A 26,288-nucleotide genomic window follows, 5' to 3' on the forward strand; every position below is an offset into this window, starting at 1 on the left:
GGACACGGCAGGACGCGGCGCGGCGCGGCCACCCGGTCACAGCGCCGCCCGGATCGCCCCCTCGATGTCCGGGAACGCGAACCGGAACCCCGACTCCAGCAGCCGCGCCGGCACCACCCGCGCGCTGCCCAGCACCTCGCCGGCCAGCTCGCCGAGCACGGCCCGCAGCACCGGCGCGGGCACCGCGAAGAGCGCCGGCCGGTGCAGGACGCGCCCCATGGCCGCGGTGATCTCACGGTTCGTCAGCGGGTGCGGGGCGGTCAGGTTGAACGGGCCGGACAGGTCGTCCCGGTCGATCAGGTGACGGATCGCCGCCACCTCGTCGTGCAGCGCGATGAACGACCAGTACTGCCGCCCGTCGCCCAGCCGCCCGCCGAGCCCCGCCCCAAACAGCGGGAACAGCCGTCCCCAGGCGCCGCCCCCACGGGCGACGACCAGCCCGGTCCGGGCGAACACCGTCCGCACGCCCGCCTCCCGGGCGGGAGCCGCGGCGGCCTCCCACTCCACGCACAGCGCGGGCAGGAAACCCTCTCCCGGGGGCGCGCCCTCGTCGACGGCGCGCTCGCCGGTCTCCCCGTAGTAGCCGATCGCGCTGCCGCCGACGAAGACCCGCGGCCGCGGCTCCAGCCGGGCCAGCGCCCCGGCCAGCGCCGCCGTGCCGAGGACCCGGCTGCGGCGGACCCGGTCCTTGTACGCCGCCGTCCAGCGGCGTCCGCCGATCCCGGCCCCCGCGAGGTTCACCACGGCGTCGCACCCGGCGAGCCCGGCCGCGTCCACCTGCCCGCGCTCGGGGTCCCACCGCACCTCGCCCGGCGCCCGGGGCGCACGGCGCACCAGGCGCACCACCTCGTGCCCGTCCGCGGCCAGGGACCGCACCAGGGCACTGCCGATGAGACCGGACGCGCCGGCCACCGCGACACGCGAACGTTCCATGCGCCCATCCTGCCGGTGACCGCCCGAAACCGCCCCGTGAACCCTCGCGCCCGCGGCGTACAGTGATCGCCATGTCCACCGCGCACATACGTCCCGCCCGGCCCGACGACGAGGAGGCGCTGCGCCGGCTCGACCGGGAGACCTGGTCGTACCTGCACGCCGTCACCCCGCGCCCGGAGCCGGACGAGCCGTTCTTCCGGGAGACCAGCGGCCCCGGCGACCACCTGGTCGCCGAGCTCGACGGCCGCCTCGTGGGCTACGTCCGCCTCGGCTTCCCCACCCCGCTCGCCTCCAACGCGCACGTACGGCAGATCCGCGGCCTCGCCGTCGACGGCGCCGCCCGCGGCCGGGGCGTCGGCCGCGCGCTGGTCCGCGCCGCCGTCGAGGAGGCCCGCCGCCTGGGGGCCCGCCGCATCACCCTGCGCGTCCTCGGCCCCAACACGGCCGCCCGCGCGCTGTACGAGTCCGAGGGCTTCGTCGTCGAGGGCGTGCAGCCGCAGGAGTTCCACCTGGACGGGCGGTACGTCGACGACGTGCTGATGGGGCGGTCGCTGGTCTGAGCCGTCCCCGTCCGGGGAGGCCGCGGACCGTGGCGGCGGTCCGGCGGTTCCACCGGCCGGCACACCACACGTCGCGGGCGGACCGGATCGGACGGACAGTGGGACCATGCGTGTCGTTCGCAGGCCCCGGCACTCCCGGGACCCCCGCACCGGCCGGACGCGCCGTGCGGTGCGCGTACCGGACGCGGTCCGGCTGCTGCTGCTGTGCTGTCTGCCCGGTGCCGCCGCCGCGGCCGCGCTGGCACTGTGCACGATCGGTGACGAGCGCCCGGCCGCCGGGCCCGCCCGGCCCGCCGCCGCCCGGCACACCGCGCCCCGGCCGCCCGTCGTGCCCCGGTCCGACTGGCTGGGCGACGCCGCCCGCCGCCAGCCGCCCCCGCGCTACGACGACCGGGTCGTCGCCGTCTTCCTCCACCACACCGACACCCCCAACGGCTACGACTGCGCCGACACCCCCCGCATCCTGCGCAACCTGTACGCGGGCCAGACCGGCGCCCGGGACTGGGACGACCTCGGCTACAACTTCGTCGTCGACCGCTGCGGCACCATCTACGAGGGCCGCGCCGGCGGCATCGACCGCCCCGTCACCGGCGCCCACACCCAGGGCTTCAACCACCGCACCACCGGCGTCGCCGCCCTCGGCACCTTCACCGCGGGCGTCCCCGTGCCCCGCGCGCTGACCGACGCGATCGCCGCGCTGGCCGCCTGGAAGCTGAGCCTGTCCGGCACCGATCCGCGCACGGCGGTCCGGCTGGTCTCCAGCAACGGCCGCAGCCGGTACGCCGCCGGCACCACCGTCGCGCTGCCCGCCGTCGCCGGCCACGACGAGGGCTACCAGACCGACTGCCCGGGCGCCGCCCTGCGCGCCCGCATTCCCGAGATCAGGGAACGGGCGGCCCGGCTCCAGGGCCGCACGGCGGCCCCCCGGCCGGCCCAGGTCCCCTGAGCACCCGCCCCGGCAGGCCCAGGCCCCTGAGCACCCGCCCCGGCCGGCCCAGGTCCCCTGAGCACCCGCCCCGGCCCGGGTTCAGGCCGCGAACCGCTCCCACAGCCGCGGCAACCGCTCGGCGAGCGCCTGGTCGTCCTCCAGGTCGAGCGGCGTCCCCCGCGGGTCCGCCGGAGCGGACGCCAGGCCCAGGTCCGGCGCGACGGAGCCGGTGAGCTGCTCGTATGCCTCGTCGGCCGCGTAGCCGAGCTCCTCGCCGTCGCCGTCGATCTCCTCGTCGAAGTCGTCCAGCAGCTCCGCGAGCGCGTCGGGGTCGTGCACGGCCCCCTCGTACACCTCGCGGCCCTGGCCGATCAGCCAGCACCGGAAGGATTCGAACACGTCGTCGCTCGCCCCGTCGAGCAGCACCCACGCGGCGGCCCACAGGTCCCAGGTGCAGGCGCGGTGGTAGCGGGCCTCGAAATGGCGGGCGAAGTCCAGGACCCGCTCCGGGTCCAGCCGGCACAGCCGCTCCACGAGCAGGTCGGCCTGCTCCTCGGGGTCCCCCTCGGCGGCCTCGCGGGTGGCGTCGATCAGCTCCCAGAACTCCGTCTCGTCCATCACGGCTCCAGCATCGGCCCTGGGCGCACGGGGCGCACGCGGAGTGGGACGATCGCCGGTGTGCGGTCCGTCTCACGCCTCACGGCGCCGGATCCCCGTACAGCCCGGCGAGCCGGCGCGCGTCGAGCGCGAAGCGTTCCCGCAGACTCTCCGGCGCCAGCACCTCGGCCTCCGGCCCGAGCATCCGCAGCTGGGTGTGGGCGATCTCCTCGGACTCCACCGGCAGCGTCACCGTCACCCACCCGTCCGCGCCGGCCGCCCCGGCGGCGTCGAGCGCCTCCCGCGCCGACCGCGGATCCACCGCGTACGGCAGCACCCGCACGCCCCGCGGCGACAGCCGCAGGACGACCTCGGCCCGCAGGATCGACCGCGCGAACTGAGCGGCCCGCTCGGCCCAGAAGGCGGGCAGGTCGAAATCCTCGTCCCGCGTGAACCGCTCCGCACCGGCGTCCACCGCCGTGAACCGGTCGATCCGGTACACCCGGAAGGAACCCTCGCCCTCGCGGACCCGCGCGCACAGGTACCAGACCCCCGCCTTGAGCACGAGCCCGTACGGCTCCAGCTCCCGGACGGCCTCCTCCCCGCCGCGCCCGCGCCGGTAGCGGGCGGTGACGCACCGGTCGTCCCAGACCGCGTCCGCGACCGCCGGGAGCAGTTCGGGCGGCTCGGGCTCCTTGAACCAGTCCGGGGCGTCCAGGTGGAAGCGCTGCGCCGCCGTGCGGGAGGCGTCCCGCAGGGACGGCAGCAGCGCCGCCGACACCTTCAGCCGGGCCGCCGACGCCGCGTCCTGGAGCCCCATCTCGCGCAGCGCCCCCGGCACGCCGGAGAGGAAGAGGGCCTCCGCCTCGCTGCGGTGCAGGCCGGTCAGCCGGGTGCGGTAGCCGCCGACCAGCCGGTACCCGCCGGCCCGCCCCCGCTCCGCGTACACCGGCACGCCCGCCTCCGACAGCGCCTGCGCGTCCCGCGTCACGGTCCGCTCCGACACCTCCAGCTCCCGGGCCAGCTCGGCGGCGGTCATGGAGGGCCGGGACTGGAGCAGCAGCACCATCTTGATCAGCCGGGCAGCGCGCATGGCCCCATCATGCAGGAGGCCCCCCGCCGCGGCGGGGGGCCTCCTGGTGACCATGGCCCACAGGCCGCGGTGGCCTACAGGCCGTAGCGCTCGCGCGCCTCCTTCACGGCCGTCGCCTTGACCTCGCCGCGCTTGGCGAGCTGGGCCAGGGCCGCGACCACGATCGACTCGGCGTCGACGCCGAAGTGGCGGCGGGCGGCCTCACGGGTGTCCGACAGGCCGAAGCCGTCGGCGCCCAGCGAGGACCAGTCCTGCTCCACCCACTGCGCGATCTGGTCCGGGACCTGGCGCATGTAGTCGGAGACGGCCAGCACCGGGCCCTCGGCGCCCTGGAGCGCCTGGCGGACGTAGGGCACCCGCTCCTCGCCGCGCAGGAGGGCCGCGTCGGCCTCCATCGCGTCGCGGCGCAGCTCGGTCCAGGAGGTCGCGGACCACACGTCGGCGGCCACGCCCCACTCCTCGGTGAGCATCTTCTGCGCCTTCAGCGCCCAGTGGATCGCCGTGCCGGAGCCCAGCAGCTGGATGCGCGGGGCGTTGGCCTGCGGGGTCAGGCCCGCGGACTCCGCCGTGTTGAAGCGGTACAGGCCCTTGACGATGCCCTCGTCGATGCCGAGGCCCTGCGGCTTGGCGGGCTGCGGCAGCGGCTCGTTGTAGACCGTCAGGTAGTAGAAGACGTTCTGGTCCTCGCCCTCCTTGGCCTCGCCGTACATCCGGCGCAGACCCTCGCGGACGATGACGGCGACCTCGTAGGCGAACGCCGGGTCGTACGTCAGCGACGCCGGGTTGGTCGCCGCGATCACCGGGGTGTGGCCGTCGGCGTGCTGCAGGCCCTCACCGGTCAGCGTGGTGCGGCCGGCGGTGGCGCCGATCAGGAAGCCGCGGCCGAGCTGGTCGCCGAGCTGCCACATCTGGTCGGCCGTGCGCTGCCAGCCGAACATCGAGTAGAAGATGTAGAACGGGATCATCGGCTCGCCGTGCGTCGCGTACGACGTGGAGGCGGCGATGAAGTCGGCCATGGAACCGGCCTCGGTGATCCCCTCGTTGAGGATCTGGCCGTTCTTGGCCTCCTTGTAGTACATCAGCTGGTCGCGGTCGACCGGCTCGTACGTCTGGCCCTTGGGCGAGTAGATGCCCAGCGACGGGAAGAGCGACTCCATGCCGAAGGTGCGTGCCTCGTCGGGGACGATCGGCACCCAGCGCTTGCCGGTCTCCTTGTCGCGGACCAGGTCCTTGATCAGACGGACGAACGCCATCGTCGTCGCCACGTTCTGCGAGCCGGAGCCCTTGTCGAAGGCGGCGAACGCCTTCTCCGCGGGGGCGGGCAGCGCCGGGACCGGGTGGACGCGGCGGGCCGGGGCCGGACCGCCGAGGGCGGCGCGGCGCTCCTGGAGGTAGCGGACCTCGGGGGAGTCGGCGCCGGGGTGGCCGTAGGGGACCACGCCGTCGACGAAGTCGCTGTCCTTGATCGGCAGGTCCAGGCGGTCGCGCATCGCCTTGAACTCGTCCACCGTCAGCTTCTTCATCTGGTGGTTGGCGTTCTTGGAGGCGAAGCCCTCACCGAGGGTGTGGCCCTTGACGGTCTGGGCCAGGATCACCGTCGGGGCGCCCTTGTGGGCGAGCGCCGCCTTGTACGCGGCGTAGACCTTGCGCGGCTCGTGACCGCCGCGGGAGACGTGGAAGCACTCGAGGATCTTGTCGTCGCTCAGCAGCTTCGCCATCTCGGCGAGCGCCGGGTCCTTGCCGAAGAAGTCCTCGCGGATGTAGGCGGCGTCGCGGGTCTGGTACGTCTGGATCTGCGCGTCCGGTACCTCGCGCAGGCGGCGTACGAGCGCGCCGGTGGTGTCGAGCTGGAACAGCTCGTCCCAGGCCGAGCCCCACAGCGTCTTGATCACGTTCCAGCCGGCGCCGCGGAACTGGGCCTCCAGCTCCTGCACGATCTTGAAGTTGGCGCGGACCGGGCCGTCCAGGCGCTGCAGGTTGCAGTTGATGACGAAGGTCAGGTTGTCCAGGCCCTCGCGGGCGGCGAGCGCGAGCGCCGCCGTCGACTCCGGCTCGTCCATCTCGCCGTCGCCGAGGAAGGCCCACACGTGCGAGGCGGAGGTGTCCTTGATGCCGCGCGCGGTCAGGTAGCGGTTGAAGCGTGCCTGGTAGATCGCGGAGAGCGGGCCCAGGCCCATGGAGACGGTGGGGAACTCCCACAGCCAGGGCAGGCGCCGCGGGTGCGGGTAGGACGGCAGGCCGTTGCCGCCGGTCTCGCGGCGGAAGTTGTCGAGGTGGTCCTCGTTCAGCCGGCCGTCGAGGAAGGCGCGGGCGTAGATGCCGGGGGAGGCGTGGCCCTGGATGTAGAGCTGGTCGCCCGAGCCGTCGGCCTCCTTGCCCTTGAAGAAGTGGTTGAAGCCGGTCTCGTACAGCCAGGCCGCGGAGGCGAAGGTGGCGATGTGGCCACCGACGCCGTACTTGCTGCCGCGGGTCACCATGGCCGCCGCGTTCCAGCGGTTCCACGCGGTGATCCGCTGCTCCATCTCCTCGTCGCCGTCCACGGTGGGCTCGGCGGCGGTGGGGATGGTGTTGACGTAGTCGGTCTCGAGGAGCTTCGGCAGGGCGATGCCGGCGCCCTCGGCGCGCTCCAGCGTGCGGCGCATCAGGTACGCGGCACGGTGCGGCCCGGCCGCCTTGGCAACGGCGTCCAGGGAGGCCTGCCATTCGGCGGTCTCCTCAGGGTCGCGGTCCGGGAGCTGGTCGAGCTCGCTCGGCTGGATGGCGTTGGGGTCGGTCATGTCGCCGCCTTCCTCAGTCGAAGGGGGTTCCCTCATCGGTAAGGGTTCGGGGGTGCCCTTGGTCTTTGGCAGGACAGGGCGTGAGGCTTTGGTCGAAGCCCGTCGGCGACTGTAACTCCCTGATCGATGATCGATCAAAGGGTTGAGGGCGAAAACCTCTCGAAAACGAGAAAGTCGGCACCCGGTGCCTTCGAACAAGACACCGGGTGCCGCATTTCAGGCTGGTTTTCGCAGGTGAGGGGACGTTTGAGCGGGGTGCCGCTCAGGCTCCCGGAACGCCGGCTCAGCTCTCCTCGTGGCGCGGCGCGCAGCCCAGCACGTGCGCCTTCACCAGCTCGGCGATGCGCGGGTCCCGCCGCTTGAACGCCGCCACCAGCTCCTCGTGCTCCTCGGCGTACGACTGCTGCACCGTGCCCAGCCAGCGGATGGACAGCGCGGTGAACACCTCGATGCCCAGGCCCTCCCAGGTGTGCAGCAGCACCGAGTTGCCGGCGGCCCGCACCAGCTCCCGGTGGAAGCCGACGGTGTGCCGGACCTGCGCCGTCCCGTCGCCCGCGCGGTCGGCCTCGTACAGCGCGGCGACATGCGGCTCCAGCGCCGAGCAGTCCTCGGCCAGCCGCTGGGCCGCCAGCTCCGCCGCGATCGCCTCCAGACCGGCCCGGACCGGGTAGCTCTCCTCCAGGTCGGCCGCGGTCAGGTTCCGCACCCGTACGCCCTTGTTCGGCGCCGACTCGATCAGCCGCAGCGACTCCAGCTCGCGCAGCGCCTCCCTCACCGGCGTCTGGCTGACCTCCAGCTCGGTGGCGATGCGCCGCTCCACGATCCGCTCGCCCGGCTGCCAGCGCCCGCTGATGATCCCTTCCAGGATGTGCTCGCGGATCTGTTCGCGCAGCGAGTGGATGACGGGGGCGGTCATGAGGGCTCCTTAGGGAGGGGCCCACCGGCCCCCTGAGGGCGTTGACGCTTAGACAATACGGCGGCGCGCCATCGGCGGAAGGGCGCATACGGGGGCTTTTACGCAGGTGAGACGAGGCTTACACGAACGACGGCGCCCCCGCCCGGAAACTCCGGGCGGGGGCGCCGTACGGCCGTACCTGGGCGCTACGGGATCACAGGCCGAGCTCGACCTCGAACTCGCCCGCCTCCAGGATCGCCTTGACCGCCGTCAGGTAGCGGGCGGCGTCGGCGCCGTCCACCAGGCGGTGGTCGTAGGAGAGGGTCAGGTAGGTCATGTCGCGGACGCCGATGACCGTGCCCTCCTCCGTCTCGATCACGGCGGGGCGCTTGACCGTGGCGCCGATGCCGAGGATCGCGACCTGGCCCGGCGGCACGATGATCGTGTCGAAGAGCGCGCCGCGTGAACCGGTGTTGGAGATGGTGAAGGTCGCACCGGCCAGCTCGTCCGGCGTGATCTTGTTGCTGCGGACCTTGCCCGCCAGCTCCGCCGTGGCCTTGGCGATACCGGCGATGTTGAGGTCGCCGGCGTTCTTGATGACCGGGGTCATCAGGCCCTTCTCGGAGTCCACCGCGATACCGATGTTCTCGGTGTCGAAGTAGGTGATGGTCCCCTCGGCCTCGTTGATCTTGGCGTTGATGACCGGGTGGGCCTTCAGCGCCTGGGCCGCGGCCTTGACGAAGAACGGCATCGGGGAGAGCTTGACGCCCTCACGGGCCGCGAACGCGTCCTTGGCGCGGGCGCGCAGCTTCATCAGGCGGGTGACGTCGACCTCGACGACCGAGGAGAGCTGGGCCTGCTCGTGCAGGGCCTTGACCATGTTGTCGCCGATGACCTTGCGGATCCGCGGCATCTTCACGGTCTGGCCGCGCAGCGGGGACGCCTCCAGCTTCGGCGCCTTCTTGGCGGCGGCCGGAGCGGCAGCGGCGGCGGGGGCCGGGGCAGCGGCGGCGGCCTTGGCGGCCTCCGCGGCGGCCAGGACGTCCTGCTTGCGGATGCGGCCGCCGACACCGGTGCCCTGCACGGTGGACAGGTCGACGCCGTTCTCGGCGGCGAGCTTGCGCACCAGCGGGGTCACGTACGCGCCCTCGTCCGTCGCCTGCGCGGCGGCCGGGGCCTGAGCCGGGGCCGGGGCGGGCGCCGGAGCGGCCGGGGCCGGCTCGGGGGCCGGGGTGACCTGCTGCTGCGGGGCCGGGGCGGTGGGCGCCTGCGGAGCCGGGGCGGCCTGCGCGGGGGCGGGCTGCGCCGGGGCCGGGGCGGCCTGCGCCGGAGCGGCCTGGGCCGGGGCCGGCTGGGCGGCCGGGGCCTCGGGGGCGGCCGGGGCGGCACCCTCGGCGCCGATGACGGCGAGCTTGGCGCCGACCTCGGCGGTCTCGTCCTCGCCGACCACGATCTCCAGCAGCACGCCGGAGGCGGGGGCCGGGATCTCGGTGTCGACCTTGTCGGTGGAGACCTCGAGCAGCGGCTCGTCGGCCTCGACGCTGTCGCCGACCGACTTCAGCCAGCGGGTGACGGTGCCCTCGGTGACGGACTCGCCGAGCGCGGGCAGGACCACGTCGGTGCCCTCGGCGGAACCGCCGCCGGAGGCGGCCTCGGCGGTCGGGGCCGGGGCGGGGGCGGCCTGCTCGGTGGAGGGCTGGGCCTGCGGGGCCGACTCCGGGGCCGGGGCGGCGGCCTGCTCGGCGGCGGGGGCCTGCTCGGCGGCCGGGGCGCCGGTGCCGTCGTCGATCAGCGCCAGCTCGGCGCCGACCTCGACGGTCTCGTCCTCGGCGACCTTGATGGAGGACAGCACGCCGGAGGCGGGGGCCGGGATCTCGGTGTCGACCTTGTCGGTGGAGACCTCGAGCAGCGGCTCGTCGGCCTCGACGCGCTCACCCTCGGCCTTCAGCCAGCGGGTGACGGTGCCCTCGGTGACGCTCTCGCCGAGCGCCGGAAGGGTTACGGAAACCGCCATGGTTTCGGTTGCTCCTTTGGAAGTGCGGAAGTCTGTGTCGTCGCGCCCGAAGACTGAGGAACTCAGTCGTGCATGTGGAGGGGCTTGCCCGCGAGGGCCAGGTGGGCCTCGCCGAGCGCCTCGTTCTGCGTCGGGTGGGCGTGGATGAGCTGGGCGACCTCGGCCGGCAGCGCCTCCCAGTTGTAGATCAGCTGGGCCTCGCCGACCTGCTCGCCCATGCGGTCGCCGACCATGTGGACGCCGACCACGGCACCGTCCTTGACCTGGACGAGCTTGATCTCGCCCGCGGTCTTCAGGATGCGGCTCTTGCCGTTGCCGCCCAGGGGGAACTTGATCGAGACGACCTTGTCCGCACCGTAGACCTCCTTGGCCTTGGCCTCGGTGAGACCGACGGAGGCGACCTCCGGGTGGCAGTACGTCACCCGCGGCACGCCGTCGTAGTCGATCGGGACGACCTTCAGACCGGCCAGCCGCTCCGCCACCAGGATGCCCTCGGCGAAGCCGACGTGCGCGAGCTGGAGGGTCGGGACCAGGTCACCGACGGCCGAGATCGTCGGCACGTTGGTGCGCATGTACTCGTCGACGAGGACGTAGCCGCGGTCCATGGCGACCCCGGCCTCCTCGTAGCCCAGGCCCTGGGAGACCGGGCCGCGGCCGACGGCGACGAGCAGGATCTCGGCCTCGAACTGCTTGCCGTCCGCGAGGGTGACCCTGACACCGTCCTGGGTGTACTCGGCCTTCTCGAAGAAGGTGCCCAGGTTGAACTTGATGCCGCGCTTGCGGAAGGCGCGCTCCAGCAGCTTGGAGGAGTTCTCGTCCTCGACCGGGACGAGGTGCTTCATGCCCTCGATGACCGTGACGTCGGCGCCGAACGACTTCCACGCGGACGCGAACTCGACGCCGATGACGCCGCCGCCCAGGACGATCGCGGACTTCGGCACGCGGTCCAGGACGAGGGCGTGGTCGGAGGAGATGATGCGGTCGCCGTCGATCTCCAGGCCCGGCAGCGACTTCGGCACGGAGCCGGTCGCCAGCAGGATGTGGCGGCCCTGGACGCGCCGGCCGTTCACGTCGACGGAGGTCGGGGAGGACAGACGGCCCTCACCCTCGATGTAGGTCACCTTGCGGGAGGCGATCAGACCCTGCAGGCCCTTGTACAGGCCCGCGATCACGTCGTCCTTGTACTTGTGGACGGCCGCCATGTCGATGCCCTCGAAGGTGGCCTTCACGCCGAACTGCTCGCTCTCGCGGGCCTGGTCGGCGATCTCACCGGCGTGCAGCAGGGCCTTGGTGGGGATGCAACCGTTGTGCAGGCAGGTGCCGCCGACCTTGCCCTTCTCGATCAGGGCGACGTCCAGGCCCAGCTGCGCCCCGCGCAGGGCCGCGGCGTAACCACCGCTGCCACCGCCGAGGATCACTAGGTCGAAAACGGTGCTGGCGTCGTTCGCCACGTCACGTCCTCCATGCATGTGCGCCGTGCGCCGGTCGTCGGTGACCGGCAGGCGGCTGGTGTCCGGCCGCTCGTTCTTCGGCCCTTAGGTGGGGGCCCTGTCCTGCCGGGCCCCATCTTCGCACTTGTCGCCGCCGAACGAGACGCGGGGCCGGGGTGTGAGACACCCCACGTTCCTCCGTTTCCCCGTGACGGGCGGGGAGGACCGAGCCCCGGGGCGCGGGGAACCGCATGGCCGGCCCCCGCGCTCCCGCGGGCGCGCACCGCCGCAACGGACCGTGCTCTCAGGCGGACGTCACCCGAGATCGCCGGAGGCGGTCCGCTCGGCCAGCCGCACCAGCGTCCGCACCGCCGACCCCGTGCCGCCCTTGGGCGTGTACCCGAACGGCCCGCCCTCGTTGAACGCCGGACCGGCGATGTCCAGGTGCGCCCAGGTGATGCCCTCGCCCACGAACTCGCGCAGGAACAGGCCGGCGACCAGGCCGCCGCCCATCCGCTCGCCCATGTTGGCGATGTCGGCGGTCGCGGACTCCATGCCCTTGCGCAGGTGCTCCGGGAGCGGCATCGGCCAGGCGGCCTCGCCGACCTCCTCGGCGGCCTCGTGCACCGCCGTGCGGAAGGCGTCGTCGTTGGCCATGATCCCGAAGGTGCGGCTGCCGAGCGCCAGCATCATCGCGCCGGTCAGGGTGGCGACGTCCACGATCGCGTCGGGCTTCTCCTGCGAGGCGGCCCACAGCGCGTCCGCCAGGACCAGCCGGCCCTCGGCGTCGGTGTTGAGGACCTCCACCGTCTTGCCGCTGTACATGCGCAGCACGTCACCCGGGCGGACCGCGGAGCCCGAGGGCATGTTCTCGGCCAGCGCCAGCCAGCCGGTGACATTGACCTCCAGGCCGAGGCGGGCGGCGGCGACCACCGCGGCGAACACGGCGGCGGCACCGCTCATGTCGCACTTCATCGTCTCGTTGTGCCCGGCCGGCTTCAGCGAGATGCCGCCCGAGTCGTAGGTGATGCCCTTGCCGACGAGGGCGAGGTGCTTCTTCGCCTTGGAGGAGGTGTACGACAGCTTCACCAGGCGGGGCGCCGACGCCGAGCCGGAGCCGACGCCGAGGATGCCGCCGTAGCCGCCCTTGGCCAGCGCCTTCTCGTCGAGCACCTGCACCTTGATGCCGTGCTCCTTGGCCGCGGCCTGCGCGATCGCGGCGAACGCCTCGGGGGTGAGGTCGTTCGGCGGGGTGTTGACCAGGTCGCGGGCGCGGTTGAGCTCCTCGGAGACGGCGACGGCGCGCTCGACCGCCGCCTTGTACGCCTTGTCGCGGGGCTTGCCGCCCAGCAGCACGGCCTCCGCCAGCGGGGCCTTGCCGTTCCTGGCCTTGGCGCCCTTGCCGCTCTTCGCGGTGTCCTTGTACGCGACGAAGGAGTACGCGCCCAGCAGCACGCCCTCGCCGACGGCGCCCGCGTCGGCGGCGTCGGCGAGCGGCAGGGCGAACGCGGCCTTCTTCGTCCCGGTCAGGGCGCGGGCGGCCGCGCCGGCGGCCCGGCGCAGCGCCTCGCCGTCGTAGCCGGCGTCCTTCTCGGGCACGTCGCCCAGGCCCACCGCCACCACGAGCGGCGCCTTGAAGCCGGAGGGCGCGGGCAGCTTGGTCACCTCGCCCTCGGCACCGGAGGCGCCGAGGGTCTCCAGGACGCCGGCCAGGCCGCCGTCGTACGCGGTGTCCACGGCCTCGGCGCCGGGTGCCACGACCGGCCCCTCGGCGCCTTTGGCGACCCCGATCACGATCGCGTCGGCCCGCAGGCCGGGCGCTGCGGCGGTGCTGAGAGTGAGAGCAGTCACGGTGGTGGATTCTCGCTTCCGTGTGAAGTCCGTGTGGCCGAATGCGGGTGGGTCGACCGGGCCCGACGACCGACCCTAGATCGCTTCCGCGATGCGGTCCTCACCTGGGCAGGTGGAGACCCGTCACGAGCCTACGCGCGCAGGACGTTCGCTCATTCCTGCGGGCGTTCACCCGTCGGTGGCCTCGTGGCCCTTTCCCGATCCTCGCATGCGGTGAGCTGGGTCACACTCGTCGGGTTCCGGTGAGCGCTCCGCTCACCGCTTCGCGTGATGTCCACGGACCTTCCCCGGATCGGCCACGGGCGGGTCCGCTGGGGGGAGGAACCACCATGGCGCAGCGTGCGCACCGCTGGAGAGACACGGCCGCCGCCCTGACCGCGGGAGGGCTGCTGGTCCTGGGACCGGGCATACCGGGCGCGTCGGCCGCCGGGGAACCGCGCGTCGACCTGCGGGTCCTGGTCGTGGACGACGGCGGCGCCCCGGTCCGCGCCATCGCCGGCCGGCTGCGGAGCACGGGCATCCCGTACACCACCGTGGACCTGGACGACCCGGACCGCCCGAGGATCACCGCATCGTTCCTCGGCGACACCGTCGCCGGCCGGCCACGGGCGAAGTACCAGGGCGTCGTCCTGCCGAACGAGGCCCCGTTCGGCGCGGACTCGGCCGAGCAGCGGGCGCTGGAGACGTACGAGCGGACGTACGGCATCCCGCAGGTCGACGCCTCCACCTGGGCCCACCCGGGCGTGGGCCTCGACCACACCGACCAGGGAGGCTGGGCCGGTTCCCTCGACGGCCGCGAGGCCACCGTGACGCCGGCGGGGAAGGCCGGGTACTTCGGCTATCTCGACGGGGCGTTCACCTTCGAGGACAACGCGCCCTCGGTGCCGGAGAGCCACGGCTACGCCGCCCGCCCCCGGGAGGGCTTCACCTCCTACGTCGACCTGCCCGTGCCCGGCGGCACCGGGCGGGGCAGCCTGGTCGGGGAGTACGCCCACGACGGCCGCCGCGAGCTGGTGGTCACCTTCGCCTACAACGGCTCCCAGCGGCAGTTCCGGGTGCTGGCCCGCGGCATCGTGGAGTGGCTGACCCGGGGCGTGCACCTGGGCCGGGACCGCAACCACTTCGCCGTGCACGTCGACGACGTCTTCGCGCCCGACAGCCGCTGGGACACCGAACGCGACTGCACGCCCGGCGACTTCGACTGCCCGGACGGCGACGGGGAGGGCACCGCGCCGATCCGGATGACCGCGGACGACGCCGCCTACGCCGCCCGGTGGCAGCGCGAGCGCGGCTTCACCCTCGACCTGGTCTACAACGCCGGGTCGGGTGAGGAGTGGAAGGCCCGGCACGGCAACACCGACGCGCTCGCCGACCGGCTGCTCGCCGACAAGGACGCCTACCGCTGGATCAACCACACCTACACCCACCCCTACCTGGGCTGCGTCCAGGACACCAGCACCGTGCCGTGGAGCTGCGCGAAGAACGCCGACGGCGGCACGCAGTGGCTCGGCCGCGCCGAGATCTCCGCGCAGATCCGCGACAACCACGCCTGGGCCGTCGCCCGCGGCCTGCCCGTCGACCGCACCGAACTGGTCACCGGCGAGCACTCCGGCCTCGCGGCCCTCCCGCAGCAGCCCGAGGACAACCCGAACCTCGCCGCCGCCCTCGCCGACAACGGCGTCAGGTGGATCGCCTCCGACAACTCCCGCGAACCCGGACAGCGCCCGGCCGGCGCCGCGCTGACCGTCCCCCGCCACCCGATGAACGTGTACTACAACGTCGGGACGGCCCGGGAGATGGCCGACGAGTACAACTGGATCTACACCTCCCGCGCCGACGGCGGCAGCGGCGTCTGCGAGAACAGCCCGGTCTCCACCTGCCTGGACGCCCCGCTGGACGTGGCCACCGGCTACGCGACGCACATCGTCCCCCAGGAGGCCCGCACCGCCCTCGGCCACGTCCTGTCCAACGACCCGCGCCCGCACTACGTCCACCAGTCCAACCTCGCCGAGGACCGGCTGCTGTACCCGGTCCTGGACCGGGTGCTGGCCGACTACGCGGCCCTGTTCGCCGACGACACCCCGCTGGAGAACCTCTCCCAGCGGGAGACCGGGACGGAGCTGCGGCGGCGGGCGGCCTGGCAGGCGGCGCTCGCGGACGGCCGCGTCACCGCGTACCGGATCGGCACCACCGTCACCGTCACCGCACCCGGCGGGACCCGGGTCCCGGTCACCGCGCCCGAGGGGACGCGACAGCAACTCCTCCTCGGCACCGCCGAGTTCGGCACGCCGTACGCGGGCCGCCGCTCGGCCTGGACCGCGCCGGAGGCACTGCGGAGCTCCGTCACGCTGAGGCTGCCGTCCTAGACCCACGGCCTTCCGGCCGCTCCCGCGCACCCCGGCTCCCGACCGGCCGGGGTGCGCTCTTCGAGCCGTAGCAACGTTCCACAGGGGGGACCCGCGCGATGCGCACCGGCCGTCATGTCGCCATGCTCACCGAAGGCACCTATCCGCACGTCCACGGCGGGGTCAGCACCTGGTGCGACCAGCTCGTCAAGGGCATGCCGGAGGTGGACTTCCACCTCTTCTCGCTCACCGGCAGCGGACGCGAACCCGTCACCTGGGAGCTGCCGCCCAACGTCCGCCGGCACACCACCGTGCCGACCTGGGGCCCGCGCCCCGGCCGCGCCCGCCCGCCCCTCGGCCGGGCCCGCCGCCGCTTCACCGACGCCTACGAGCGGTTCCTGCTGTCCTTCCTCGACCCCGGCTCCGGCTGCGACTTCGGCGAGGCCCTGGACGAGCTGGCCCACCTGGCCCGCGACGGGCGGCTCACGGCGGCGCTGCGCGGCGAGCCGGCGCTGCGCGCGCTGATACGGACCTGGACCGCGCCGCACCTGCCGACCGCCGCCGCCCGCCCCACCGTGCACGACGCGCTCACCGCGACCGACCTGCTGGAGCACGCCCTGCGCCCGTTGGCCGTGCGGCTGCCCGAGGAGTGTGTCGCCCACGCCGTCAGCAGCGGCCTGGCCACCCTGCCCGCCCTCGCCGCCCGCCGCCTGGACGGCGTGCCCTTCCTCCTCACCGAGCACGGCATCTACCTGCGCGAGCGCTACCTCGGCTCCCGTGAGCAGGCCCAGCGCTGGCCCGTGAAGGCGTTCATGCTGGCCTTCCACCGCGCACTCAACTCCCTCGGCTACCGCACCGCCGACCTGATCACCCCCTGCAACCGGTACAACCGCCGCTGGGAGGAGCGCGGCGGCGCCGACGCCGGCCGCATCCGCACCGTCTACAACGGCGTCGACCCGCACGCCTTCCCGCACGCCGGCCCCGAACCCGACGTGCCCACCCTCACCTGGTGCGGCCGGATCGACCCCATCAAGGACCTGGAGACCCTCATCCGCGCCTACGCCCTGGTCCGCGCCGGGATACCCGCGGCCCGCCTGCGCCTGTTCGGCCCCGTCCCGCCCGGCGGCGAGGGCTACCGCACCCGCCTGGAGAAGCTCGCCGCCGAACTCGGCGTCACCGACGGCCTCACCTTCGAGGGCCGTATCGACGAGGTGTGGCGGGCGTACGCCGCAGGCCACGTCGTCATGCTGTCGTCCATATCCGAGGGCTTCCCCTTCTCGGTCATCGAGGCGATGTCCTGCGGCCGTACGACGGTCTCGACGGACGTCGGGGGAGTGAGCGAGGCCGTCGGCGACACCGGGCTCGTCGTCCCGCCGCGCGAACCGGAGAAGATGGCCGCCGCCGCCCTCGCCCTGCTGCGCGACGACGAACGGCGGCGCGGCCTGGGCGAACTGGCCCGCCGGCGGGTCGTCGACCGCTTCACCCTGCGCCGCTCGGTCGACGCCTTCCGCACCATCTACCAGGAGCTCGCGGGCCTGCCCGAGGTGTACGAACCCGCCGTCGAGACCGTCGCCGACTGGACCCTCGAACTGCGCGACCCCTGGTACGCGGCCGTCGCGACGGAAGGGACCGACTGGTGAGCGGCGACGTCCGGCTGCCTGCGGGCACCCGTCCGCAGGCCCGCCCCGCGATCCCCCGGCAGCGCACGCCCGGCTGGGCCCAGCCCGATCCGGTCGACGAACTCGCCGACCGCCTCGGCGACTTCGCCGCCGCCGCCGTCCACCCCGACGAGATCGCCGCGCTGCTGGAGTCCGACGGACTGTCCGACGAGCGGATACGCGAGCGGTACGGCGTGCGGGACTCCTTCGCGCTCGCCGAGACGCTCTACGCCCGCGTCCCCCGCCGCTACCCCGAACCCGACGGCCCCGCCCCCGACCCCTGGCGCACCGGCCTGCTCGGCTGCCTGCTGCGCGGCGTCGTCTTCGCCCTGCCCGGCCTCGCCCACATCCTCGGGGCGCCCCTGCTCACCGGCCCCGGGGACGGCCTCGGCCTGCCGGCCGGCACCGTGCCGCTGCTGGCCGGGGCCCTGTGCGGCTGGGCGTGGAACCAGGGCCTGGCCCACCGGGCGTACACCTGGCTCGGCCTCGGCGACCGCCCGGCCGCCCGCCGCGCGCTGCTGCTCGGCGCCCCGGCGGGCGCCCTGCTCGGCACCCTGGCCGCCGGGGCCGCCGCCGGACCGGCGCTCCCGGCCGCCCTCGCCTTCGCCGCCGGGCAGTCCTGCTACCTGGGCGCGGCCACCGTCCTGCTGGTCCTGGGCCGCGAACGGGCCCTGCTCGCCGCCCTGCTGCCGATGGCGGCGGGCGCCGCGCTCGCCCTGGCCCGGCCCGTGCCCGGGGCCGCGCGCGTGGTCCTGCTGCTGGGCTCGCTGGCGGCGGTGACGGCCCTGGCCCTGCGCGAGGTCGCCCCGGCCGCCAAGGACGTGGTCCGCGGCCCGTGGACCGCCGGCCTCACCGCCCTGCTGCCCTTCGGGGCGCCCGGCACCGGCCCCGGGCGGTACTTTGCCGCCCCGCCCCGGCTCACCGGCTCCCTGCCGTACGCCCTGTTCGGCCTCGGCACCGGCGCCCTGGTGCTGTACGCGGCGCTCGGCGACGTCCTGGCGAACCGGGCGCACGGAGCGGTCGCCGCGCCCGCCGTGGTGGCGCTCACCCTCAGCATGGGCCCCGCGGAATGGCTGCTGTACCGCTTCCGCAGCGCCGGGCTCGCCGGGCTGCGCGAGGCCGGCACCCCGCGCGCCTTCCGGTCCGCCGTGGCCCGCACGCTCACCGGGTGCCTGGCCGCCTACCTCGTCACCCTCCTCGCCCTCGGCCTGGCCGCCTGCGCGCTGTGGCCCCAGGCCCCCGGCCCGGACGGCGGCCGCCTGGCCGGCCTGCTCCTGCTGGGCGGGGTGCTGTGGACGGGCCTGCTGCTGCAGTCCTTCGGCGCGGTCACCGGCGCCGCGGCGGTCTGCTGCGCGGCGGCCCTCGCCCAGACCCTGGCCCTGGTCACCCGCGCGGGAAACCCGCACGACGTCGCCCTCGCCGTGTGCGGCACCGCCGCCGCCGTCCAGGCCGTGCTGGTCTGCGCCCTGCTGGGAAGGGCGACCGCCCACCGATGAGCACGCTCCTCGTCCCGTACTACGAGCACCCGTCCGTCCGCCCCGCCGAGTGGGACGCGATCGCCGCGGCGGCCCGGCGGCTGTACGGCGTCGTCCTCAACCCCGCCTGCGGCCCCGGCGACCGCCCCGACCCCGCCTTCGCCGAGGCCGCCGCCCGGCTGCGGGCGGCCGGCACCCGGGTCCTCGGCTACGCCGACACCGCCTACGGCCACCGCCCGCACGCGGACGTCGTCCGGGACCTCGCCCGCCACCGCGACTGGTACGGCACGGACGGCGCCTTCCTCGACCAGGCCGCCGCCGGCCCGGAGGAGTTCACCCGCTACCGCGAGCTCGCCGTGGCGGCCCGGGGCGCCGGCTGCGGCACCCTCGTCCTCAACCACGGCACCCCGCCGCACCCGTGGTACGCCCGGATCGCCGACGTCCTCGTCACCTTCGAGGGCCCCTGGACGGCGTACCGCGCCCTCCCCCCGGAGCCCGGGCCCGGCGGCCCGGGGGCGCTGCGGTGCCACCTGGTGTACGGGGTGCCGCCCGGCACCGGCGTCGAGGCCCTGGCCCGGGCCAGGGGGGCCTCCGTGCACTGCGCGGTGCCGGGCGTGGGGGATCATCCCTGGGGTACGTTGCCGCACACCCTGGAGCCCGCCCGGTGAGACGCCCCGCCCTGACGGCCGCCCTGCTGGCCCTGCTCGTCCTGCTCGCCGGCTGCTCGCCGTCCCCCGACGGCGGGCGGCCGGGCGGCGACCGCTGGCGGCCCCGGCCGGGCACCGCCTGGCAGTGGCAGCTCAGCGGGCGCCTGGACACCTCCGTCGACGTGCCGGTCTACGACATCGACGGCTTCGACCACCCGGCGGGTACGGTCGCGCAGCTGCACCGCGACGGCCGGAAGGCCGTCTGCTACCTGTCCACCGGCGCCTGGGAGGAGTTCCGCCCGGACGCCGGGGAGTTCCCGGAGGCCGTGCTCGGCAAGGGCAACGGCTGGGAGGGCGAGCGCTGGCTGGACATCCGCCGCACCGACGTCCTGGAACCCCTGATGGCGGCCCGCTTCGACATGTGCCGGAAGAAGGGCTTCGACGCCGTCGAGCCGGACAACATGGACGGCTACGCCAACGACACCGGCTTCCCGCTCACCGCCGCCGACCAGCTCCGCTACAACCGCCTGATCGCCCGGCTCGCCCACGACCGGGGCCTGGCGGTGGGCCTGAAGAACGACCTGGACCAGATCCCGCAGCTGGTGGGCGACTTCGACTTCGCCGTCAACGAGCAGTGCGCCCAGTACGGCGAGTGCGCGGCCCTCAAGCCCTTCACCGACGCGGGGAAGGCCGTCTTCCACGTCGAGTACGAGCTGCCCACCGGGCGCTTCTGCGCCCAGTCCCGCCGCCTCGGGCTCAGTTCGATGCTGAAGAAGTACGACCTGGGGGTGTGGCGCCGGGCCTGCTGAACCACCGCCCGCGCCGGCCGCTCAGCCCAGCGCCGGCACCACCAGCGCGGCCGTGGCCGCCGTCTCCGCGAGGGCGCCGAAGACGTCCCCGGTGACCCCGCCGAACCGGCGCAGGCAGTGCCGCAGCAGCAGGTCGGCCACGGCGGCGGCGACGGCCACCGCGAGCGCCGCGCGCACCGCGCCCTGCGGCCCGAAGGCCGCGCCCGCCGCCCCGGCGGCCACCGTCACGGCGGCGGCCACGGCCAGCGCCCCGCCCACCGGGACCACCCCGGCGACCGCCGCGCCCAGCCCCTCGGGGCGGGCGGCCGGCACGCCGGACCGGGCGGCGAGGGTGAGCGCGAGCCGGGCGGCGGCGGCCGAGACGACGGCGGCGAGCGCGCCCCGGGCCCAGGAGGCGTCGTACGCCTGCGCGAGCGCGGCCACCTGCGCCGCCAGCACGAACACCAGCGTGATCACGCCGAACGGCCCGATGTCCGACTGCTTCATGATCCGCAGCGCGTCCTCGGCCGGCTTCCCGCTGCCCAGCCCGTCCGCGGTGTCGGCCAGCCCGTCCAGGTGCAGGCCCCGGGTGAGCACGGCGGGCACGGCGGCGGTGGCGACGGCAGCGAGCAGGGTCCCCGCCCCGAGGAGCAGCAGCAGGAGACCGACGGCCGCGGCGGCGGCCCCGACGACCAGCCCGGCCAGCGGGGCGCACAGCATGCCGCCGCGCGCCGCCTGCCGGTCCCAGCGGGTCACCTTGACGGGCAGCACGGTGAGCGTGCCGAAGGCGAAACGGAGGCCGTCGGGGGAGGGGTTGCGGAACACCGGCGCAGCGTACCCGGCGGTCACCGGGCCCTTCGCGGGGGCCGGGGTCCCGGGGTTCACGGCTTCCGGGGGTCTCCGTCTCCTGTGCGGCTCACGCCTCCCCGGGGGTCTCCGTCTCCTGTGCGGCTCACGCCTCCCCGGGGGTCTCCGTCTCCTGTGCGGCTCACGCCTCCCCGGGGACTTCCGCCTCCCGCGCGGACCCCGGCCCCTCGGCGGACTTCGTCTCCGCGGCGGCCCCCGGCTCCTCCACGGACCCGGTCTTTCCAGCGGACCGAGCCGCCTCGGAGTCCTCGGAGCCCTCGGAGTCCCCGGGCTTCTCGGAGTCCTCGGGCTCATCGGAGTCCCCGGACTTCTCCGGCAGTTCGGCGGCCAGGGCCGCCGCGGCCTGCACCAGCGGCAGCGCCAGCAGACCGCCCGTGCCCTCGCCCACGGTCACGCCGTGGGACAGCAGCGGCTCCAGCGCCATCCGGTCCAGCGCCTTGGCCTGCCCCGGCTCCCCGCTGTCGTGGGAGGCCAGCCACCAGTCCGGCGCCCGGAACGCGACCCGCTGCCCCACCAGCGCGCAGGCGGCGCTCACCACCCCGTCCAGGAGCACCGGCATCTTCCGCACGGCGCTCTGGAGCAGGAAGCCCGTCATCGCCGTCAGATCGGCGCCGCCCACCGTCGCCAGCAGCCGCAGCTGGTCCCCGAGCACCGGCCGGGCGCGGCGCAGCGCGTCGCGGATCGCCGCGCACTTGCGCATCCAGGCCAGGTCGTCGATGGCCAGCCCGCCCCGCCCGGTCACCACGGACGCGTCCGTTCCGCACAGCGCCGCGACCAGCACGCCCGCCGCGGTGGTGCCGCCCACGCTGACGTCGCCGAGCACCACCAGATCCGTCCCCGAGTCGGCCTCCTCGTCGGCCACCGCCATCCCGGCCCGGAACGCGGCCTCGGCCTCCTCGGCGGTCAGGGCGTCCTCGACGTCGATCCGCCCGCCGCCGCGCCGCACCCGGTGCCGCACGACCTCGGCCGGCAGCGACCCGGGGTCGCAGTCCAGCGCCATGTCCACCACCCGCACCGGCACGCCGAGGCGCCGGGCGAGGACCGACACCGGACGGCCGCCCTCCAGCACCTGACGGACCAGCTCCCCGGCGCTGCCCGCGGGCCGCGCCGACACTCCCAGCTCGGCGATCTTGTGGTCGCCGGCGAAGAGCACCACCCGCGGCCGTTCCACCGGCCGCACCGGCACCGCGGACTGCGCCGCGGCCAGCCACTCACCCAGGTCGTCCAGCCGGCCCAGCGACCCGGGCGGCACGACCTGACGCTCCCGGCGCGCCTCGGCGTCGCGCCGCACCCCGCCGTCGGGGCGCTCGATCAGGTCGGAGAAGTCGTCGAGATTCAGCGAGCTCATTCGCCGAACAGTACCGGCCCCGGCGGTACCCGGCCGTGCCGCGGGGCGCCCTCGCCCGAGCGGCATCGTTGCACCCAAGATCGCGATCCCATACGTTCCGTTTTGCAGCGGATTGTCGTACGTCCCTTCTCTCGCCCACGGGAGCCGCCCATGTCCGCACCGCCGGAGCCCCCCGCGCCCACGCCGCCGCCCGTGCCCGCCCGGCCTCCCGCCCCCGCCGCGCCCCCCGCGCCCACGCCGCCGCCCGTGCCCGCCCGGCCTCCCGCCCCCGCCGCGCCCCCCGCGGGCACGGGCCCCGGCCGCGAACCGCGCCGCGAGGACTGCCCCTGGTGCGGCGCGCACCGCCTGCGCACCCGGCTGCGCACCGGGGACCTGCGCCACCGCACCCCGGGCCGGTTCGCCGTCGACGTGTGCCGGGAGTGCGGGCACACCTTCCAGAACCCGCGGCCGGCGGACCGGGACCCGGCCTTCCCCCACGGCGCCCCGGGACCGGGCCTGCCCGACGCGCCCCGGCGCCACCGCTCGGCCGCCCGCGCGGTGCGGCGCCACTGCCCCGAACCGGAGAGCTGGCTCGACGTCGGCACCGGCCACGCCGCCTTCCCCGCCGCGGCGCGGGAGGTGTTCCCGTACACCTCCTTCGACGGCCTGGACCCCACCCGCCGCGTGGAGCGGGCCCGCGCCGCCGAACGCGTCGAGGAGGCGTTCGTCGGTCGGCTGACGGACCCGCACGTCCGCACCCTGCTGCGCGCCCGCTACGACGTCGTCAGCCTCTTCCACCAGCTGGAACTCGCCCCCGACCCGCGCGCCGAACTGCGCGCCGCGCTGCACCTGCTGCGCCCCGGAGGCCACCTGCTGCTGGAGACCACCGACCCGCGCAGCCTGTTCGCGGCGCTGCTCGGCCGCTGGTGGCCGTCGTACGGCCGGCCGCGCCGGCCGCACCTGCTGCCCCCCGCCAACCTCCGCGCCGAACTGGAGGCCCAGGGCTGCACCGTCCTCGCCGTCGACCACCGCGCCGGGCACCTCCCGCACGACCTGGCGGGCGCCCTCGGCACGATGCTCTCCCACGTCCTGCCCGCCCCCGGCACCCCCCGGCGGGCCGCCCTGCTGCGGGCGGCCGTCCCGCTGGTCGCCGTGGCCGGCGCCGCCGACCTCGCGCTCGCGCCGCTGGCGCGCCACACGCGGTTCGCCAACGCCTACCGGGTCCTCGCCCGCAAGGAGACCTCAGCCCCGTAGCGGCAGCGCCTGTCCCGCCACCACCAGCAGCACGTGCTCGCACTCGCCGGCGAACGCCGCGTTCAGCCGCCCCAGTTCGTCCCGGTAGCGGCGGCCCGACGCCGTCGCCGGGACGATCCCCGACCCCACCTCGTTGGAGACGGCGACGACCGTGCGCCGGGTCGCGCGCACCGCCTCCGTCAGCTCCCGCACCCGCTCCCGCAGCGCCCGCTCGCCACCACCGGACCACTCCGCGTCGTCCCACGCCCCGACGGAGTCCATCGCGTCCGTCAGCCACAGCGACAGGCAGTCGATCAGCAGCGGCGGCCCGTCCTGCCGCAGCAGCGGCACCAGGTCGCACGTCTCCGCCGTCCGCCACGACCCCGGGCGGCGCTCCCGGTGCGCGCTGACCCGCGCCGCCCACTCGGTGTCCCCGCCGCGGGTGCCGCCGGTCGCCACGTACAGCACGTCGGGGAAGCCCTCCAGGCGCCGCTCGGCCTCCACCGACTTGCCCGACCGGGCGCCGCCCAGCACCAGCGTCCGCCGCGGCACGTCGGGTACGTCCTCGTAGGCGCCCACCACCAGCGTCGCCCCGTCCGGCACCGCCCGTGCCCCGGCCGCCGCGAGGCGGCGCCGCAGCTCCGGCCCCGGCGGTACGTCGTGGTCCAGGTGGACGGCGACGACGTCCGTGGTCGGGCCCACCGCCCCCACCGCCCGCAGCTTCGCCAGCGCGTCCGGCCGCCCCACCACGTCCGCGAGGACCATGTCGTAGGGCTCGGCGGGCTCCTGGAGCCCGGCCGGGGCGCCGCCCGGCGGCAGGAACAGCAGCCGCTGCCCGTCCGGCCCGGTCACCGCGTACCCCGTGCCCGGCGCGTCCAGCGCCACCGCCCGCACCCGGTGCCCCGTCAGCAGCGCCAGCTCCCGTCCGTCCGGCACCCGGCCCGGCTGCGGCAGCCCGGCCGGCACCTCCACCGCCGGCCCGTCGTGCGGGTGCGACAGCAGCACCTGCGCCACTCCGCTCAGGGAACGTCCGGCCCGCGCCGCCGCGAGCGCGGCGCCGGGCGTCAGGTCGAGCAGCAGCGCCCCGTCCACCAGCAGCGCGGTCGCCGCGCGCGCGTCCTCGCCCAGTGCGGCGGCGCAGGCCGCGCAGGGACAGTCGGGGCGGGGCAGTCCCGCGGGGGCACCGGTGCCGAGCAGAGTCACGTCCACGCACCGATTTTCCCGTGACGCCGCGGGTCCTGCGCGCCCGAGGCCCCCGGGAGCGCGCGAGGAGGGCGCCCGGCGCCCGGCGGCCCGCCCGCGCCGCCCGGCGCCGGACGCTTCACCGGCCGTACCCCGGTCACGCGTCCGCCGCACCGCATAGGCTGCGGGGCGGGAGCCGACCAAGATCCGGCTTCCGCTCTGCAGGTGCTCACATCTTGGAGGCGTACATGGTGGCATGGACGTGGCGGTTCGAGACGGCCGACGGGGCGGAGGTCCAGCCCGCGGTGCAGCCCGAGGAGTTCACCACCCAGGGCGACGCCGAGTCGTGGATCGGGGAGCACTGGAAGGAGCTGAAGGAGGGCGGCGCCGACCAGGTACGGCTGTTCGAGGACGCCACCGAGATCTACGGGCCGATGAGCCTGCACGCCGAGGACGCGTAACCGGCCGTCCCGGGGGGCGGCCGGTCCCCGGACCGCCCCCCGGGACGCTCACTGCTCGCCCAGCGTCACCCCGGCCGTCCGCTCCCTGCCGTCGCGCGTGTACCTCACCGTCGTCCGCTGGCCCGGCCGCAGTGGCGCCAGCGCCTCGGCGAGGGAGGTGAGGGTGGTGACGTCCGCGTCCCCCAGCCCGGTGACGACGTCCCCGGCGCGCAGGCCCGCCCGGTCGGCCGCGCCGCCGTCGCGCACCTCGACGACGGCCACGCCGACGGCCCGGTAGGAGTCGTCGACGACCGTGCGGCCGGTGATGCCCAGCGCCGCCCGGCCCGAGTCGGTGACCCGGCCGTCCCGGACGATCTGGTCGGCGACCTTCTTCACCGTCGACGCCGGGATCGCGAACCCGATGCCGGGCGCCGTGCTGCCCTCCAGCCCGGGGTCGGTCGCGGCGAGCGTCGGGATGCCGACGACCTGCCCGTCCAGGTTCACCAGGGCGCCGCCGCTGTTGCCGGGGTTGATGGCCGCCGACGTCTGCACCATGTTGGCGAGGGTCGCGCCCGTGCCGCCCCCGTCGCCGCTCTCGGTGACGGTCCGCCCGGTCGCCGACACGATGCCCTGCGTCACGCTCGACGACAGCCCGAGCGGCGAGCCCATCGCCAGCACGATCTGCCCCACCTCGACCTTCGCGGAGTCCCCGAACACCGCCGGCCGCATCCCGTCCGGCACCCGGTCCAGCCGGATGACGGCGAGGTCCTGCTCGGGGTAGGAGTGGACGAGCCGCGCGGACAGGGACTCCTCGCTGTGGGCGGCCGTCACCCGGAAGGTCCGTTCCCGGCCGACGACGTGCGCGTTGGTGACGATGTGCCCCCGGTCGTCGTACACGATCCCCGACCCGAGGTCGTCCCGGGCCTGGATCTGCACCACCGACGGCAGTACGTCCCTGATCACCCGCTGGTAGTCGGCCTCCAGGTCGCGCACCACCCCCGGCACGGCCGCCTGCGTGGCCGTCCGCCCCTGCTCGCGCGGGGCGGACGAGGGGAGAACGGCGGGGGCGCCGGGAGCGGAGCACCCGGCGAGGACCACGGCGCAGCAGGCGAACGCGGCCAGGGAGGCGACGGGCCGCGCGGCACGGGGGCGGGAAGCGTCCATGCCCGCAGTCTCACCGCGCGGCCCTCACCCGGCCTTCGGTGAACGCCCGAACGGGCTCAGAGCCCCGGGCAGAAGGCCCGCCGT

Annotated in this window: 21 protein-coding genes; 9 read left to right on the top strand and 12 right to left on the bottom strand. The window is 75.2% G+C overall.

Going from position 1 to position 26,288, the window contains the following annotated elements; translation table 11 throughout:
• Positions 1 to 36 precede the first annotated feature (36 nt).
• The gene (locus ABZ340_RS13005; RefSeq protein WP_358781820.1) at positions 37 to 933 is read right to left on the bottom strand and encodes a TIGR01777 family oxidoreductase; all 897 of its coding nucleotides are present in this window, start codon (positions 931 to 933) and stop codon (positions 37 to 39) included.
• Between the two features lie 71 nt (positions 934 to 1,004).
• Between ABZ340_RS13005 and ABZ340_RS13010 the strand changes: the two genes are divergently transcribed.
• Positions 1,005 to 1,493 carry a GNAT family N-acetyltransferase gene (locus tag ABZ340_RS13010; RefSeq protein ID WP_358781821.1) on the top strand — a complete coding sequence of 163 codons (489 nt, stop codon included), beginning with the start codon at positions 1,005 to 1,007 and terminating at the stop codon, positions 1,491 to 1,493.
• Positions 1,494 to 1,599: 106 nt separating this feature from the next.
• On the top strand, positions 1,600 to 2,439 hold the full coding sequence (locus tag ABZ340_RS13015) for a peptidoglycan recognition protein (RefSeq protein WP_358781822.1): 840 nt from the start codon (positions 1,600 to 1,602) through the stop codon (positions 2,437 to 2,439).
• 81 nt (positions 2,440 to 2,520) lie between these two features.
• Here ABZ340_RS13015 and ABZ340_RS13020 read toward each other — a convergent pair whose 3' ends face one another.
• The 7 genes from ABZ340_RS13020 to ABZ340_RS13050 form a co-directional block, all read right to left on the bottom strand.
• On the bottom strand, positions 2,521 to 3,039 hold the full coding sequence (locus ABZ340_RS13020; RefSeq protein WP_358781913.1) for a DUF4240 domain-containing protein: 519 nt from the start codon (positions 3,037 to 3,039) through the stop codon (positions 2,521 to 2,523).
• A 79-nt stretch (positions 3,040 to 3,118) separates the two neighbouring features.
• On the bottom strand, positions 3,119 to 4,111 hold the full coding sequence (locus tag ABZ340_RS13025) for a YafY family protein (protein WP_358781823.1): 993 nt from the start codon (positions 4,109 to 4,111) through the stop codon (positions 3,119 to 3,121).
• Positions 4,112 to 4,185: 74 nt separating this feature from the next.
• The gene (gene aceE, locus ABZ340_RS13030; protein ID WP_358781824.1) at positions 4,186 to 6,888 is read right to left on the bottom strand and encodes a pyruvate dehydrogenase (acetyl-transferring), homodimeric type; all 2,703 of its coding nucleotides are present in this window, start codon (positions 6,886 to 6,888) and stop codon (positions 4,186 to 4,188) included.
• A 283-nt stretch (positions 6,889 to 7,171) separates the two neighbouring features.
• On the bottom strand, positions 7,172 to 7,804 hold the full coding sequence (locus ABZ340_RS13035; RefSeq protein ID WP_358781825.1) for a GntR family transcriptional regulator: 633 nt from the start codon (positions 7,802 to 7,804) through the stop codon (positions 7,172 to 7,174).
• Positions 7,805 to 7,997: 193 nt separating this feature from the next.
• On the bottom strand, positions 7,998 to 9,797 hold the full coding sequence (gene sucB, locus ABZ340_RS13040; protein WP_358781826.1) for a 2-oxoglutarate dehydrogenase, E2 component, dihydrolipoamide succinyltransferase: 1,800 nt from the start codon (positions 9,795 to 9,797) through the stop codon (positions 7,998 to 8,000).
• A 62-nt stretch (positions 9,798 to 9,859) separates the two neighbouring features.
• Positions 9,860 to 11,248: a dihydrolipoyl dehydrogenase gene (gene lpdA, locus ABZ340_RS13045; RefSeq protein ID WP_358781827.1), complete on the bottom strand. Its 1,389-nt coding sequence runs from the start codon at positions 11,246 to 11,248 to the stop codon at positions 9,860 to 9,862.
• A 294-nt stretch (positions 11,249 to 11,542) separates the two neighbouring features.
• Positions 11,543 to 13,078 carry a leucyl aminopeptidase gene (locus ABZ340_RS13050; RefSeq protein ID WP_358781828.1) on the bottom strand — a complete coding sequence of 512 codons (1,536 nt, stop codon included), beginning with the start codon at positions 13,076 to 13,078 and terminating at the stop codon, positions 11,543 to 11,545.
• Between the two features lie 329 nt (positions 13,079 to 13,407).
• Here ABZ340_RS13050 and ABZ340_RS13055 point away from each other — a divergent pair, with 329 nt between their 5' ends.
• The 5 genes from ABZ340_RS13055 (at position 13,408) to ABZ340_RS13075 (ending at position 20,012) form a co-directional block, all read left to right on the top strand.
• A complete protein-coding gene (locus tag ABZ340_RS13055) occupies positions 13,408 to 15,444 on the top strand; it encodes a hypothetical protein (RefSeq protein ID WP_358781829.1) in 2,037 nt (678 codons plus the stop codon).
• Between the two features lie 98 nt (positions 15,445 to 15,542).
• Positions 15,543 to 17,063: a GT4 family glycosyltransferase PelF gene (pelF, locus tag ABZ340_RS13060; protein ID WP_358781830.1), complete on the top strand. Its 1,521-nt coding sequence runs from the start codon at positions 15,543 to 15,545 to the stop codon at positions 17,061 to 17,063.
• A complete protein-coding gene (locus tag ABZ340_RS13065; RefSeq protein ID WP_358781831.1) occupies positions 17,060 to 18,577 on the top strand; it encodes a hypothetical protein in 1,518 nt (505 codons plus the stop codon). The genes pelF and ABZ340_RS13065 overlap by 4 nt, the downstream gene beginning before the upstream one ends.
• Positions 18,574 to 19,224: a spherulation-specific family 4 protein gene (locus ABZ340_RS13070; protein ID WP_358781832.1), complete on the top strand. Its 651-nt coding sequence runs from the start codon at positions 18,574 to 18,576 to the stop codon at positions 19,222 to 19,224. The genes ABZ340_RS13065 and ABZ340_RS13070 overlap by 4 nt, the downstream gene beginning before the upstream one ends.
• Positions 19,221 to 20,012, top strand: a complete 792-nt coding sequence (locus ABZ340_RS13075; RefSeq protein ID WP_358781833.1) for an endo alpha-1,4 polygalactosaminidase — start codon at positions 19,221 to 19,223, stop codon at positions 20,010 to 20,012. The genes ABZ340_RS13070 and ABZ340_RS13075 overlap by 4 nt, the downstream gene beginning before the upstream one ends.
• Before the next feature lie 21 nt (positions 20,013 to 20,033).
• On the opposite strand, the gene ABZ340_RS13080 is transcribed toward ABZ340_RS13075, so the two are convergent.
• The gene (locus ABZ340_RS13080; RefSeq protein WP_358781834.1) at positions 20,034 to 20,816 is read right to left on the bottom strand and encodes an adenosylcobinamide-GDP ribazoletransferase; all 783 of its coding nucleotides are present in this window, start codon (positions 20,814 to 20,816) and stop codon (positions 20,034 to 20,036) included.
• A gap of 163 nt (positions 20,817 to 20,979) precedes the next feature.
• Positions 20,980 to 22,206 carry a nicotinate-nucleotide--dimethylbenzimidazole phosphoribosyltransferase gene (gene cobT, locus ABZ340_RS13085; protein ID WP_358781835.1) on the bottom strand — a complete coding sequence of 409 codons (1,227 nt, stop codon included), beginning with the start codon at positions 22,204 to 22,206 and terminating at the stop codon, positions 20,980 to 20,982.
• Between the two features lie 150 nt (positions 22,207 to 22,356).
• Here cobT and ABZ340_RS13090 point away from each other — a divergent pair, with 150 nt between their 5' ends.
• Positions 22,357 to 23,439: a class I SAM-dependent methyltransferase gene (locus tag ABZ340_RS13090; protein WP_358781836.1), complete on the top strand. Its 1,083-nt coding sequence runs from the start codon at positions 22,357 to 22,359 to the stop codon at positions 23,437 to 23,439.
• Here ABZ340_RS13090 and ABZ340_RS13095 read toward each other — a convergent pair.
• Complete coding sequence (locus ABZ340_RS13095) at positions 23,428 to 24,627, bottom strand: bifunctional adenosylcobinamide kinase/adenosylcobinamide-phosphate guanylyltransferase (protein WP_358781837.1); 1,200 nt, start codon at positions 24,625 to 24,627, stop codon at positions 23,428 to 23,430. The two genes, ABZ340_RS13090 and ABZ340_RS13095, sit on opposite strands and share 12 nt — an antisense overlap.
• 221 nt (positions 24,628 to 24,848) lie before the next feature.
• Between ABZ340_RS13095 and ABZ340_RS13100 the strand changes: the two genes are divergently transcribed.
• On the top strand, positions 24,849 to 25,061 hold the full coding sequence (locus tag ABZ340_RS13100) for a hypothetical protein (protein ID WP_358781838.1): 213 nt from the start codon (positions 24,849 to 24,851) through the stop codon (positions 25,059 to 25,061).
• Positions 25,062 to 25,109: 48 nt separating this feature from the next.
• On the opposite strand, the gene ABZ340_RS13105 is transcribed toward ABZ340_RS13100, so the two are convergent.
• Positions 25,110 to 26,204, bottom strand: a complete 1,095-nt coding sequence (locus tag ABZ340_RS13105) for a trypsin-like peptidase domain-containing protein (protein WP_358781839.1) — start codon at positions 26,202 to 26,204, stop codon at positions 25,110 to 25,112.
• Between the last annotated feature and the right edge of the window lie 84 nt (positions 26,205 to 26,288).

This window comes from Streptomyces sp. NPDC006134 (assembly GCF_040628835.1).
Taxonomy (GTDB): domain Bacteria; phylum Actinomycetota; class Actinomycetes; order Streptomycetales; family Streptomycetaceae; genus Streptomyces.

Coding starts and splice junctions, on each gene's coding strand:
- ABZ340_RS13005 (WP_358781820.1), bottom strand. CDS start 933: ATGGAACGTTCGCGTGTCGCGGTGGCCGGCGCGTCCGGTCTCATCGGC.
- ABZ340_RS13010 (WP_358781821.1), top strand. CDS start 1,005: ATGTCCACCGCGCACATACGTCCCGCCCGGCCCGACGACGAGGAGGCG.
- ABZ340_RS13100 (WP_358781838.1), top strand. CDS start 24,849: ATGGTGGCATGGACGTGGCGGTTCGAGACGGCCGACGGGGCGGAGGTC.
- ABZ340_RS13025 (WP_358781823.1), bottom strand. CDS start 4,111: ATGCGCGCTGCCCGGCTGATCAAGATGGTGCTGCTGCTCCAGTCCCGG.
- pelF (WP_358781830.1), top strand. CDS start 15,543: ATGCGCACCGGCCGTCATGTCGCCATGCTCACCGAAGGCACCTATCCG.
- cobT (WP_358781835.1), bottom strand. CDS start 22,206: ATGAGCTCGCTGAATCTCGACGACTTCTCCGACCTGATCGAGCGCCCC.
- sucB (WP_358781826.1), bottom strand. CDS start 9,797: ATGGCGGTTTCCGTAACCCTTCCGGCGCTCGGCGAGAGCGTCACCGAG.
- ABZ340_RS13105 (WP_358781839.1), bottom strand. CDS start 26,204: ATGGACGCTTCCCGCCCCCGTGCCGCGCGGCCCGTCGCCTCCCTGGCC.
- ABZ340_RS13055 (WP_358781829.1), top strand. CDS start 13,408: ATGGCGCAGCGTGCGCACCGCTGGAGAGACACGGCCGCCGCCCTGACC.
- ABZ340_RS13090 (WP_358781836.1), top strand. CDS start 22,357: ATGTCCGCACCGCCGGAGCCCCCCGCGCCCACGCCGCCGCCCGTGCCC.
- ABZ340_RS13035 (WP_358781825.1), bottom strand. CDS start 7,804: ATGACCGCCCCCGTCATCCACTCGCTGCGCGAACAGATCCGCGAGCAC.
- ABZ340_RS13070 (WP_358781832.1), top strand. CDS start 18,574: ATGAGCACGCTCCTCGTCCCGTACTACGAGCACCCGTCCGTCCGCCCC.
- aceE (WP_358781824.1), bottom strand. CDS start 6,888: ATGACCGACCCCAACGCCATCCAGCCGAGCGAGCTCGACCAGCTCCCG.
- ABZ340_RS13020 (WP_358781913.1), bottom strand. CDS start 3,039: ATGGACGAGACGGAGTTCTGGGAGCTGATCGACGCCACCCGCGAGGCC.
- ABZ340_RS13015 (WP_358781822.1), top strand. CDS start 1,600: ATGCGTGTCGTTCGCAGGCCCCGGCACTCCCGGGACCCCCGCACCGGC.